We start from the raw sequence: 13,136 nt of genomic DNA, 5'->3' as shown, positions 1-13,136 counted from the left end.
GAGATTTCTTTATTTTACTTTCATCTCACTTAAAGGAACGCCGCCCTTTATTCCAAAATCCATCGTTCGAATAGGGAACGGAATCATAATTTCATTAGTATCATAAGCTTTTTTGATACGCATGATCGCCTGGCTTTTTACTTCCAGAAAGTTAACCTGCTCGGTGGTACAGACCCATAGCCTGATCACATAGTTGATCGAACTGTCAGCGAAGTCGGTGTAAAACATAGTGATCTCATCATCCTTCGATAATCCTTCAATGTCCTTGACAGCGTCCAGCGTAATCTCTTTTACTTTATCAAGATCGTCGCCATAGGATATGCCAACGGTGAGGTCCATTCTGCGTTTGCCGAGTAGTGTATAGTTCTCTATCGGGTTTTGAAAAACATCTTTATTGGGTATGATCACCATCTGTCCCTGATAGGTACGGATCACTGTATCGCGAAGATTGATCTCTTCCACTTTTCCCATATATTCCTTGATCTTCACAATATCGCCTACCGACAGCGGTTTCCTGACTGAAATAAATATCCCCGACATAAAATTGGCGGCTATATCCTGGAAAGCAAAGGCCAATGCCAGTCCTAATATACCCGCTCCCGCCAGGATCGACGTTACAGCTTTGTCCAATTTCAGAACACTTAAGGCTATAAAAACAACAATGCCCAGCAAAAAAAGATAAATAAGCGAGCCAAACAAGTTATCCAGGGTTTCATTATGAATGAACCTCCGGAAAATCTTTTTGACGGCTTTACTCACCAACTTTGCCACAAAAAAACCAACTACAAGGATCAATGCCGCTAAGGCAATATTGGGTAATATCCGTATGAAGTCTTTTATCCAGAGCGTGAGTTTATCACTGATTAGTTTATATGCGTTATTGATATCCATATTTTATTTTACATAATGAGCCTAACCCCACCCAATTCAGAAACGTGGTAAGGGAATTTATCGCCAGGTGCGCCGATAAACATAAAGTTCTTGGGGATTTTCCATTCTTGAGATAGCCGTTCAATTAATTCGGGCCCAAACTTTCCTTCGATTTCCGCAAAATGGATGTCTATATCCGGGTAAGCACGGTCAAGAACCTCGATATCTTTTTTTAAATGGTCATTATTAGATTCTGAATTACAGATATGGACAATCTTCAGCTTTTTGGTGGCTTCGTTATCTTCTACATACATCATTACCCGGTTTAATATGGCTACATTATCACCACGCGTGAAAAACACCAATTCCTGCGAATTGATCTTTACTAGTGACCTATAGGGCCTGAAAATTTTAATTACAAGCTTGCGGATGGGTAACCCTACATGCGTTGTTGAATATATGAGCCACTTAATGATCCTGGCACGGTTAAGCATGATCAGGATAAACAACATTGCCGGAATCAGGTAATGGAGAAACACATAAAATGAAGCCAGGTTAAGCCGCATGTTTCCAAGAAAGGCAGCGATAATAAACCCCACAGCTATCAGTACGGACAGTACAGGTGCTTTTTCCATACGGGGTAACTTTTGGCGTTTCACTTTAAGTAACAAGTTGCCGACGCCAAACAAGGCCATGACCAAAAGGAAGGAGAATGTATAAACACCGGCAAGGCTTGCAAGATCCCCCTTGGTAACCAATAAGATGGAGACGCAAAGGATAAAGAAACCTACAACGATGCGATAGTTGACACCTCTCCTGGTTTTTGCAAGAAAAAAATTAGGCAGGATCCTATCCAGGGTGATCCGTTCAGCAAGCCCGGTAACACCAACATAGGAGGTTAGTACGGCTCCGCATAATACTAATACGGCGTCAATGGATATGAGATAGCTAAGCCAGCCACCACCTGCTGTAAACCCCATGAAAGAAAGTAAAGATTCCTTATGGCCATTAATGGATGACATGGGTAAAACTGCCAGCGCCAACAGGGCTATAACTGGATTAAAGAAACTTACTACGCGCCACATATTGCGCAGCGTTTTTGGAAATACACCGAGCTTCTGCTCTTCCACGAAATTTGCAGAGCTTTCGAACCCGGAGATACCAAGCATGGCTGCCGAAAAACCCAAAAACAGAGCTGTCAGTATACTGCCGGATGTCAACGGTAAATGCCAGTTAGTTAAAAAAGTCGTTAATCCGTTGTTAAAAAGAAACCAGCAGCACATGAGTACGAGCAGGCTGAGTGAAGCCAGGTGCGTGATAAATATGATGACAGCAACAATCGCCGATTCACCAATACCGATAATGGCCAGCATCATAAAAATCCCCAATACCATAATGGTAGCCGGAATTAATGGAAGGCTACCCGCTATATCATGGAAATAAAACATGGCTTCATAGGCAGATATTACCGCTGTTGCCATATAAGAAAGTATGGTTAAACAGGCTGCAAAAGAAGCGGTGCGCTTGGAGGCGGTGTTGAGCAATACATTGTAGGCGCCCCCATTAAGAGGCAGCGCGCCCACCACTTCACCATATATCTTTCTGAACAAATAAAGTACTACAGCAACAATCAACAGGGAGATCCAGGCGTACTGGCCTGCATAGGCAATAGTTAGGGCCGACACATAAAGGCACGATGAACTGATGTCATTGCCGCAAATAGCGGTAGCTTGTAATTCATTTAATTTATGTAATACCGGGTTGCTTGTACTCATTATTTAGATTTATTGAATAACCAGTTTTAATTGCGTCGATTGATACCGCTTTTGCAGCCATTCCTGTAATTTCTGAACATCTGCCTTACGTAATGGTTTTGAAAACCGTGCGAGTGCTACCTTTTGCGTATCCACCAATGTTGTATCCGCTCGTCGAATAGCTATTTGGTTAACCCCAAATGATCGAATAGCCGGGTACAACACTTTCATTTCCGTCAATACAATGCTATCTATTTGGGGAATCCTTGCCAGTACTTTCACTGTATCGGTATTAGTTCGCGTGTTAAAAACATCCTCCAGTATACTGGCCTTGATCTGGGAAAGGTCCAGTTGCTGCTTTGCATTAAGCCCCTGCCGTATACGGAGCTGCACATTACGCAGGCGATAGTTGTTCATTCTGTGTTTTAAGGAATCAATTAATGTTTTATTCAGTTCTGCGCCTATCAATAAAAGATCAATTTCCTTATGCTGGCTGGTGTAGGCAAAAGTTTTGGATATGACCTGCGTATTCTTGAAATGAAATTCCTGCTCTACAAATTTGCGGGCATTACTTTCAAAAATACTCCTGTTTACAATTCGGTAAGCCATGTAAATACTAGGGATCAGAGTGATCAACACAACGAGCACAACGTACCGTGTTACTTTTTTCTGCACGCCGGGCTCATCAAATACTTTCCTGTGCATCTTTAGATACCGCGCCATCAAAAATGTGGCAATGGCAATAAACACACTATTGATGAAGTAGAGATAAATAGCCCCCAGGAAGAAATACCAATTACCCATGGCCAGGCCGAAGCCTGCGGTGCATAAAGGTGGCATCAGTGCGGTAGCGATAGCCACCCCGGGAATAACATTGCTTTTTTCTTTACGGGATGCCGCAACCATGCCTGCCAGGCCCCCGAAAAATGCAATAAATACATCCCATGTAGACGGGGAAGTACGCGCAAGTAACTCCGATTGCGCTTCATGTAGCGGTGTTATGGAAAAATAAATAGTTGAGGTAAGAATACTGATAATGGTTGCTACCAGTAAGTTTTTACCTCCTTTTTTTACCATTTCGAGATCGTTGATCCCAATTCCCAGACCGATACCCATCACCGGGCCCATGATGGGAGATACCAGCATGGCGCCGATGATAACCGCAGTTGAATTGACATTAAGCCCGATAGAAGCAATGAATATTGCAAAGATTAGTGCCCAGAGGTTGGCCCCTCGAAAGTCAATATTCTTTCGTATGGACGAGATAATAGTTGCCTCATCAGCCTTGTCTTCCTGCAAGTTAAACCGATGGGTCAGAAAATAACGAATACGTTGCAAAAGGTTGCTCATAATTATTCTAACGCTTTTACCTGGAGCCTTTGAGCTAGTTTACCAATCGTTAAACCTTGTACTAAAATGGAAAATATCACAATTATATAGGTAATCAGTACAAATTCATCCCGGTACATATTTGCACTCAACGAAAGTGCTAGTGCTACCGATATACCCCCTCGTAAACCTCCCCAGGTCAGAATAGCAATGGCATTATTTTCAAACTTGATCTTATAGCGCAGTAAACTGACCGGCAATATAACGGAGATCCATCGCGCAGCAAGCACGATCAGAATAGTGATAGCGCCAATAATCATGACCGTAGGGTTGATCTTTATAATGAGCATTTCCAGTCCGATGAACAGGAACAGTACCGCATTTAGGATCTCATCGATCAGGTGCCAGAATTTATCGAGGTAATCTCTTGTCTGATCAGACATGCCTTCTTCTTTTGATTTATTTCCGGTGATAATCCCGGCAACTACCATTGCTAATGGCCCTGATATATGCAGGTGTGAGGCCAACGTATAACCACCCATTACAATGGCTAACGTAATCAGGACCTCTACTTTATAATCGTCTATAGACCGTAGTGCTAAAAAGCCCAGGTAACCCAGTACTGCTCCAAAGATTAAACCACCTAAAGCTTCCTGGAGGAAAAGCTTCCCAATATCAGTTACCGAAAAATCTCCACCTGCTGAGCGGGCGATCTGCGCTATACTGATAAATATTACTACAGCTACGCCATCGTTAAATAACGATTCGCCGGCTATTTTAACTTCGAGAGAAGATGGAATCTTTGCTTGTTTAAGAATACCCATTACCGCAATGGGATCTGTTGGTGATATAAGCGAGCCAAACAGCAGGCAATAAATAAAGGGAATTGGCATTGAAAATAACCTGAATAAATACCAGGTCATGCCGCCCACTAAAAAGGTGGAGATAAGTATGCCCATAGTAGCCAACAATATTACCGGCCAGCGCTCTTTTTTCAATTTACCGGCATCAATATGGATTGCCCCTGCAAAAAGCAAAAAACTGAGCATGAAATTCATTAATATATCCTGAAAGTCGACAGAGTTGGCAAGCTGAACCGCTTTTTCTGAAAGGAGAGATTGTGAATTGCCTAATAAAACCAGCAATATAGAGGATATCAGCGATAAGGCCATTATCCCTATAGTAGGCGGCCATTTAATAAACCGATGATTAATATACGCAAATAATGCTGCTAAAACAATGGTGATGGTGATGATCTCGCGTGTATCCATTTACAATTATTAATATTAAGACAATGATTTCGTCCGTTTTTCCTGGTTTGGCAAATACCCGGTCGCTATAGGAGAATCTTTCGAACATAGCTCATTAATGTAGTTTACCGTTAAGGGGGTAATATCTTATAAAAACAAGTTTTTTATCTAAAAAATGTTTGCTCTTAAAAAATAATAGCATGATTCCGCCTAGTCAGCTTATTATTATGAAAGACTTACAACCACAGGCTGATAAGGAATTTCATAGATATCAAATGAATTAACAATAATTAAATGTAGGGATATTATCTTGAGGGTATTATAATATGGCAGTTGTTGCGGAAACAAATCTGTTTACTGTTTGTAGCTTTTTAACTGGGGATGGAACGTTTATGAAAAATATTAAGACCTATTTGATGCTACTATTCGGCATGATACTGTTTGGTAGCGCTACCCCACTAAGCAAATTGGTTACAAAAGATTTCCCGGTTTTTATTGCGGGCGGATTAAGAGTCCTGCTTGCCTTCATCGTCTTAGTTCCTTTCGTTAAACTTTCCAATATTAAAAGTTATAAAGGAAGGGATAAGTGGCTTTTAGCCGGAATAAGCCTTGTCGGCGTGGTTGGTTTTACGGTCTTGATGCTTTTTGGCATGAAACATATATCCGGGGTAACCGGAAGTGTGATCATGAGCGCGACCCCTGCGTTGACAGCTATTCTTTCGGTAGTGTTTTTTAAAGACGATTTTAATTGGAAGAAAGGCGCCGCCATTACCTTGGCTATAGCAGGGGTGATCATTATGCAACTTGGTAAACATCAGGATAACCAAGGCAAAAATGAATTATTAGGTATTTTGCTTGTGGTCGCCGCTATTTGCTGTGAAGCCGGATATACACTGATGGGCAAAGTACTTACTAAAAACTTTCCGCCTGAAGATATCGCGGCGTTCTCTGCACTGATAGGATTTTTGGGGTTCCTGCCTTTTATGATATGGCAAGCCAAAAACCTTTCCTTTGATACAATTGCCATTAAAAGCTGGCTTTATTTGGCTATTTATGGCGCTGGCACTATGGGGCTCGGTTCCGTTCTTTGGTATAAAGGGATAAAACAAGTTGAAGGCAGCACTGCCGCGACATTTATGGGTGTGATGCCGATCAGTGCCTTGGTATTGTCTTATTTTTTATTAAATGAACCGTTTCGTTGGATACATTTGGCGGGATTCGCCATGGTGTTTTCAGGGGTAATAATTATTATAACTATACATGGAAAAATGAAAATGAATGCCGGTGATAATCAGCACTAAGCTGATTAAATTAACACTGAATTAGGCTTAATTACAATTTGCTTGTACAAGCATGGCAATCCATTTTACGCACCATCGCATTTACAACGCTTAGGCACCAAAATCGCAAGGCGGGTGAAATGTCAAGGCCGAAACACCGCTAAAAAACAAAATAAAATGCTTCGCTTGTATAGCCTTTACTTTTCATCCGCCGGTCGGTAATTTTGCCGGACGCGGTGAAATGAGATTAATATTGGGGCGAGGGAAAGGCAGGTGTGTTATGAGGAACGAATGTCACTCCTGCCAGCGGCAGCGAGGCTGACGGCGAAATGAAACCCAGCGCGATAGCGCGAGGTGCAATGAAGCCGCCTGCCGTAGCTGCATGGTTCCAACGGGTGTATGTGTCGTTTTGCTTTTTAGCAGCAATGCCGGACGGTTTAAATCTACCGCCCGACATGCTACTAAGGGGTCTGGCAGTACTTTCTTTATTGTAACCCATTTTTCAAAAGTAAGATGAGGCGAACAAGTGCCCACCTGCCAATACCTCTGAGGCTGTCAACCTTTGATATCTTCTATATATTGCTTGTAAACCCTTTCCGCTACCCGATTGAATTTTGTCACCTGTTTCGATAAAATTCTTACTGAATCTCCATCAGGATCAAATGAACTGTTATATCGTGATTGTGAATAGGCATTTTGCAACAATTGGTAAAGTTGCGCTCCCTCTGTGGTATTTAGTTCAAATACGTCTTTTAATTCATCAGTAAACAATAAGGTAAGCCTTAGCAACCTTGATAGATTATGCATTTGTACGCGGTAGCCTATAACAGCTTGTATTATTGCTTTAAGAACGCTTTCAACCGATTGGTGCAAAAGAAATGCTGCCAGCCTGAAATTGTTATCGGCCCTATATAGTTCTGCGCCTTTTAAAAACTCATTGCCCTGTTTACCCCATCGTTCCCAATTAAATTGTGCTCTTGCTAATAATATTCCCCTGGTTATTTCCTGGTGAGCAGGTAAGGTGAATTCCTGGGATTGATATAGAATAATTCCCTTGTCCATGACGGTAGACCAAAAACGTCTGCCTTTAATAAGTGCTTCTTTTGCGCTGTTAATTTTATGCACTATGGCATGTACATGAGCAAGGTATTGGCAGTTATCTTCTATCTTGTAACTGATTTGATGCCCCGGCGTTTTTTCATCGTCGGCTATCAGTATAAGCAGGTAGAATGTAAACGGCTTGGGATGTGTTCCTAAATGCATAATCATTTGAACCTCGGGGCAGCATTTTAATATCAGATTTTTAATTTCTTCCAATGCCAATTTTTCGCTTGCCGTTGGTTCAGGGCTTATTGTTCGCAGAGCAATTGGTTCCGTAGATGATTCGGCTAAATTATTTTCAAGTATGCTCCGCTTAAGTTGCGGACGACTACTTTCGCGTTGAAAAATTAGCCATGCTGCAGAGTACAGCTTGATTAAATTTTCGTAAACATTGATAACTTCTCCCGCATATAATGATTCAACATCTGCGTTATTGTAAAGCGCTACGTGTGACCACTCATGTAATTGATCCCTATACTCTTGCGGTTTAATCTTTTTGAAGACTTTCTTAACTGCCTTATAGGGTTCAAGCTGTTCTTTCATGGAAAGATTTTTAGGATAGTATTCCCATCGTTCCCTTTCTTCCTCCAATTGTTCCTCGGTAACTTTGTCTTGGCGGAAAGAGTATCTTTTATAGCCAATTAATAGCAGGTACATCGCTTCCAAAATCTTTAAATTTAGGTCATATACAAAAAGCAATGTACCAGGGCCGTGACGATCCTCGTCATAATGCTCATCGTTCACTACATAATAGCGCCACTCTTTTAACCGCTTGCCGTGGCCTTTTACAGAATCCGCACTAAAGAAATCAACAACTACGGACATCGGATTTTCAATTTCGTAATGGCGAAGTGTTTTAGGGTAATGCTCCCAGGGTGCATAGGGTGTGTTGTTCATAATGCTCAATTTTCACCGGCCTCCATTAACCGGCAAAACAAAAGAATAGCAAAACATTATCGTACCGAACCATAGGCAATTGTACTTTACAATAAAGCTGTTGTTTTGTACATTTACATTTTAACAATACATTTGACTTATGGCAGAAACAACCTTACACATTGGCAGAAAAATCAGTAAGATCCGTGAGTTGCGAGGAATTAAGCAAGAAACACTTGCTACTTTAATGGGTGTTAGCCAACAAGCTATTTCAAAAATTGAGCAGAGTGCTGATGTAGAAGATTTGGCTTTGGATAAAATTGCTAAGGCGCTAGGGGTTACCGCAGAAGCCATAAAAAATTTTAGCGAAGAGGCTGTCATTAATATCATATCGAGCACGTTGCATGATAACGCCGGTTCAGTAAACAATAATTGCACGTTAACTTTTAATCCGGTGGAAAAATGGCTGGAAGTTATTGAAGAAAACAAAAAGCTTTATAACGAAAAGATTGAATTGCTTGAACGCCTATTACAGGCTGAAAAAGAAAAGAACGAGTTGCTAAAAGGCAAATAATAAGAAGTGGCCTAAAAATATTAAATTGCCGACATCTAAAAGGACAAACCCTTTTTGTCCGATTGTGATAAGGTTTAGGTTTAAGCCCCCAAACAGCGAGTGTAAGGGGGCTTTATTTACTTTCCTGAATGATTCGCAATAATATTGAGTTTACTTATCATCTGTTTTTAAATAAGCCGTATCCATAGCTGATAGAGTTCTCTTTTTAGCAATATGCTTTAAGTAAATCCATGCCCTTTGATAATGAACTGATTTCTCACTTTGCTTATGCTGGCCGTAGGCATCAATTGCTTTGCCGCCTAAAGAATACAAGTAGGTTATAGCGACTAAGCATATACCCCAGGGGATAAGCCTGCCAAAAACAATTTTATAGTACTGCCCCTGGTTGGTTTCGGGGAACAATAAAATGCGTAACTGTTTAGTGGCTGATGTTGGTACCTTACTTAATTTATCATTGACTTGCTTCAACAAGATCAATTCCTCATCCCTTTGATTATTCTGTTTAATTTCCCTTACCTCTGTAAGTATAGTACTAATGGCAACTGAATAATCTGGGACGGGATTTTCGGAAATTTTTGCTACCTGCTTTTCCATCTCTGTATTGTTTTTCACCAGGCTATCAACAATCTCATCGTTGCTATCCATCCTTTTGCTTAGTTCTTCTATTATCTCTTTCATCTTGATATTCCTCTGCTTTGTTGTTGTTCATTTTTCTTTCGCCGTTTTCTTTCCGGGCTATCGTCATCGTCGGCTATATTGCCAAGCAAGCCACCTAATAAATCTGCTCCCGCTGATAGTGATTGCCGTAAATAATGGGTTTCCGGCTCCGGTTTTAAATAAATGGTTTGTTCAGTCTTCTCCTGACTTTCGCTTTCCTGCTTTGCGTTTTCTATTACTTCCCTTAACTGATCCGCTAAACTCTTTTCCGGTTTAGCCTGCTGTTGCTCTATGGCCTGGCTCAGCTTTGCGTAACTTAAACTGCGGTCGATCTCTGATCCTTTAAACTTATACTCGCCCTTGCTGAAACTGATGCCCTGCACCTCGGTAGTGCCGCTCTTGTATTTCAAGTGGGTATCAATACCCTGCTTAGCCAATACTTGCTTTAGCTCATTGATATTTTTTACTTTTTTGCTGGCCGCCTTTATCGCATCGAATAACTCATATTTGATCTTATCGTCCCCTTTAAGCTGCTGCCGGTTGACCTGATCTTTACCTGGCGACATGTAAAAGCCGTGCTTTATGGTTAATTCTTTTGCTACCTGTACATTTCGCTTCTTTTGAAATTTATCCGGTATGGTTTCACCATTGTTGCTTACGCGGTTATAAACGATGTGAATATGCGGGTGTTCTTTATCCCGGTGCTTAACAATTAAATACTGTGTGTCCTGTATCTTCATTCTTTGAAGATATTCTTTCGCCATATTTACCATTACTTCATCGTTAAGCTTGTCAAGATCATTTACGCTCCAGTTTAGGGCAATATGACCAACTGCCTTTCCTAAATTCGGATTGTATTTTCTTTGTAGGTTAAAATCGTTGATGGTTTGATTAACTTGCTGCATTCTTACACCTGCGGCATCCAGTATAACCGCATCATGCTTTTGTACCACATACCGGATACACCCGCCAAAGCTTTTACCCGTTATCACTTTCCCTATCATTGTTATTGAGGTGTTTTAGAATAACATCTATCTCGTTCAAAATTTTACTACAATCCCGTGCTACCGTTAGTAGTCCAAGTTGATGCGCAAGCTTTGTTAGCTGATTAAGATTGTTAGCCAACTCGGCAAGCATCCAAAGGATGCGCCGCTCTTCATTTGTTAATCGCGGAACTATCTTTGCACTTTTAGCCGCTGCCCTTATCCAACTGCTTGAACGCATTCCGGCAGTCTTAGCTTTACTGTCAATATAAAAGCGCTCGGTCGCTGTCATTCTGATGCGCATGATTAAGTCACGTCTGACCCTTTTCTTCGGCCCACCGCCTTTGTTTTTTAGCTCAGCTGTTTGTTTGTTATTAGTGTTCTTTTCTATCGCTTCCATCTGTTAATTCATTACTGTTTCTCTAATTTTCCCTTTTGCAACCATCGGGCGCAAAAGGCAAGTTTGCCCGGTGTCGCAGACATCCGGGAGGTCTTTGTGGCAACAAAGACACAAACTTGCTCCTTACTACCGGATAAAATTTCCCTATAATGTTTTTCGCGATATTGTATATCCCAAATGGTTTTAAGCTGTGCATTTTACATACCTGCTTTGTCCGTTATCAAGGTGACCCGGCTTGCTATATGCTTATCAAAAGATGGCTCATATATAATGTATTCGTGGCCGATCAGACCCTTTAAGCACTTGTGATAAGTGGCCGGTGAACGGATGCCGGATGTTGCCATTAAACTGCTCCGCGTTACCCTGAAAGGCGTGTTGTATTGCTGCTCTTGCCATAATGAAAGCATGGCCGTATACAAGCTGATATGAAAAGGGCTTAGTCCTTTATGTTTTTGGATTGCCTTCAGTAAGGCCAGTTCCGGAGATGCCTTTTTCATTTAATACCTCCTTTCTCTAAAAGCTTCATGATATCCTGGTAACGGTAATACATCATGCCGCCTATTTTAGAATAGGTGAGTGTGCCGTTTATACGCAGGTTCTGTAAGGTGCCAGGCGATATACCTAACAGCTTTCTTACTTCGTTGCTTTTCAGCCATTCCTTGTTTTGTGGTTTTGCATTGCCGCTGAACGCATCTTTTAGTTCCTGTACCAGTTCTGCTTTGAACTGTTTTAGGTCTTCTTTAGTTAAAATCTCTACTTGCATCTGTACTCCGTTTTTGGTTAACGGGACGAATGTAAATTGCGAGATAGCTGATCTCATGACCATCGGTTTCCGATGGTCATGTATAAGAGGCGAACAAGATGGTTATTATAAAGCCTAAATAATTGATATAAAGCAAATTACTTTCTCGTGCAGAAAACGAGGCGAAAACTGGCTGAAATAAATGAGAAATGAATGATTAAGCTTTATTGCTGTTCTTGACGCCTTTTTTTGGGGTGTCCGATACTATCTTAAACAGCTTATTCTCGGCAGGAACTTTAGTCCCCTTGACTCCTATATCGTCTTGTTTATCGGAGAAATAATTCTTGGCAGTCTCTATGGGTATGTCTTTGCCGTCAATGGAAAAGTATTTGCTGATCATTTTATAATAGGGCGTCTTATGATCGCAGCGAAGCAGCCGCCGGTTAGCGGGTAATTGCAGGTCACGAAGTTGCTGAATTAGATCAACGACTGTAGGCAAATGGCCTTCCTCTATTCTAATCTTTTGTACCACATCGTATTCCTTCATTTCGTTAATTTGCTTTTCTAACACTGCGATGTGTTTTTGCAACCTTGCGATGGTAGCATCCTTTTCTGTATAAACCTCAAGTTGTGGACGAACGGCCCATTGATCAATCGAATTCAAGTAATCGGCAAATGTCCGTAATTTCACTTTTTGAATATTAGTTCGCTCATGCTTGGTTTTCGATCCGGGTTTATCTTCTTTAATTAATGCTGCAATGCCATCGTTGATAACGTCTCTCAGGTGCTTGTAGAATTCAATCTCTTGAGATCCTGCATTTACCTTTAAAAAATGATCCAGGTGATATTTGTAAAATGCTTCAAATTCATTTTCCTTACGTTCATATAAGTTATTCAGGAAATGGCGGTCATAATGGCCCCGCCACCAGGAAAAGGGCATGCCTATATCGAACGGATGTTCGCGTTTTTTAAAGCGGGCAAGAGGTTTGAAATATTCTTTCATGAGGATACATAATTGATCAACATGAACAAAGATGATAAAATTTAGATTATGCCAAATAACCCAATGATCTGTAATAAATACTTGTATGTTGGCTAATATTAGCTTTCGCTAACTTTTATAGATACCATTAACCAAAAAAATACGTGAGTGATGAATTTAACGATAATGTTCAGTTATCCTTTATTGATAGCACAAAATGTATAGTTTGATAGTTCAAGGATATCCCATCATTTTTTTAATAATTGAATCAGTTGGCCTGTTAATACTTTGATTCGAGCCCAGTTTGGGGAGCTTCAATGAGCAGGCAAGAGAAACCT

The 13,136-nt window shown here is 40.9% G+C and carries 13 protein-coding genes; 2 read left to right on the top strand and 11 right to left on the bottom strand.

The window, feature by feature from the left end; all coding sequences use genetic code 11:
• Positions 1-9: 9 nt before the first annotated feature.
• Genes ABIB39_RS03985 through ABIB39_RS03970 form a run of 4 tightly spaced genes read right to left on the bottom strand, consistent with a single transcriptional unit; the run spans position 10 to position 5,224 of the window.
• On the bottom strand, positions 10-891 hold the full coding sequence (locus ABIB39_RS03985) for a mechanosensitive ion channel family protein (RefSeq protein WP_354427512.1): 882 nt from the start codon (positions 889-891) through the stop codon (positions 10-12).
• Between the two features lie 8 nt (positions 892-899).
• The gene (locus tag ABIB39_RS03980) at positions 900-2,645 is read right to left on the bottom strand and encodes an APC family permease (protein WP_354427510.1); all 1,746 of its coding nucleotides are present in this window, start codon (positions 2,643-2,645) and stop codon (positions 900-902) included.
• A gap of 9 nt (positions 2,646-2,654) precedes the next feature.
• Positions 2,655-3,974, bottom strand: coding sequence for a DUF389 domain-containing protein (locus tag ABIB39_RS03975; protein ID WP_354427509.1), 1,320 nt, complete (start codon positions 3,972-3,974; stop codon positions 2,655-2,657).
• 2 nt (positions 3,975-3,976) lie between these two features.
• Positions 3,977-5,224 carry a cation:proton antiporter gene (locus ABIB39_RS03970; protein ID WP_354427507.1) on the bottom strand — a complete coding sequence of 416 codons (1,248 nt, stop codon included), beginning with the start codon at positions 5,222-5,224 and terminating at the stop codon, positions 3,977-3,979.
• A 305-nt stretch (positions 5,225-5,529) separates the two neighbouring features.
• On the opposite strand from ABIB39_RS03970, the gene ABIB39_RS03965 reads away from it, so the two are divergent.
• Positions 5,530-6,504: a DMT family transporter gene (locus ABIB39_RS03965; protein ID WP_354427505.1), complete on the top strand. Its 975-nt coding sequence runs from the start codon at positions 5,530-5,532 to the stop codon at positions 6,502-6,504.
• Positions 6,505-7,038: 534 nt separating this feature from the next.
• Here the strand turns inward: ABIB39_RS03965 and ABIB39_RS03960 are convergent.
• Complete coding sequence (locus ABIB39_RS03960) at positions 7,039-8,481, bottom strand: HEPN domain-containing protein (protein WP_354427503.1); 1,443 nt, start codon at positions 8,479-8,481, stop codon at positions 7,039-7,041.
• A gap of 139 nt (positions 8,482-8,620) precedes the next feature.
• Here ABIB39_RS03960 and ABIB39_RS03955 point away from each other — a divergent pair, with 139 nt between their 5' ends.
• A complete protein-coding gene (locus tag ABIB39_RS03955; protein WP_354427502.1) occupies positions 8,621-9,034 on the top strand; it encodes a helix-turn-helix domain-containing protein in 414 nt (137 codons plus the stop codon).
• Positions 9,035-9,184: 150 nt separating this feature from the next.
• On the opposite strand, the gene ABIB39_RS03950 is transcribed toward ABIB39_RS03955, so the two are convergent.
• The 6 genes from ABIB39_RS03950 to ABIB39_RS03925 form a co-directional block, all read right to left on the bottom strand.
• Positions 9,185-9,712, bottom strand: coding sequence for a hypothetical protein (locus ABIB39_RS03950; protein WP_354427500.1), 528 nt, complete (start codon positions 9,710-9,712; stop codon positions 9,185-9,187).
• Positions 9,709-10,695, bottom strand: a complete 987-nt coding sequence (locus ABIB39_RS03945) for a relaxase/mobilization nuclease domain-containing protein (RefSeq protein ID WP_354427498.1) — start codon at positions 10,693-10,695, stop codon at positions 9,709-9,711. Before ABIB39_RS03945 ends, ABIB39_RS03950 begins: the two co-directional genes overlap by 4 nt.
• Complete coding sequence (locus tag ABIB39_RS03940; protein WP_354427496.1) at positions 10,670-11,074, bottom strand: plasmid mobilization protein; 405 nt, start codon at positions 11,072-11,074, stop codon at positions 10,670-10,672. Before ABIB39_RS03940 ends, ABIB39_RS03945 begins: the two co-directional genes overlap by 26 nt.
• Before the next feature lie 197 nt (positions 11,075-11,271).
• Complete coding sequence (locus ABIB39_RS03935) at positions 11,272-11,571, bottom strand: hypothetical protein (RefSeq protein ID WP_354427494.1); 300 nt, start codon at positions 11,569-11,571, stop codon at positions 11,272-11,274.
• Positions 11,568-11,837: a helix-turn-helix domain-containing protein gene (locus ABIB39_RS03930; protein WP_354428792.1), complete on the bottom strand. Its 270-nt coding sequence runs from the start codon at positions 11,835-11,837 to the stop codon at positions 11,568-11,570. The genes ABIB39_RS03935 and ABIB39_RS03930 overlap by 4 nt, the downstream gene beginning before the upstream one ends.
• A 196-nt stretch (positions 11,838-12,033) precedes the next feature.
• Complete coding sequence (locus ABIB39_RS03925) at positions 12,034-12,819, bottom strand: hypothetical protein (RefSeq protein WP_354427492.1); 786 nt, start codon at positions 12,817-12,819, stop codon at positions 12,034-12,036.
• Positions 12,820-13,136 lie beyond the last annotated feature (317 nt).

Source organism: Mucilaginibacter sp. UYP27, assembly GCF_040547175.1.
Lineage (GTDB): Bacteria > Bacteroidota > Bacteroidia > Sphingobacteriales > Sphingobacteriaceae > Mucilaginibacter.
The sequence above is the reverse complement of the archived record's forward strand: the minus strand, read 5'-3'. Positions and strand labels throughout refer to the sequence as shown.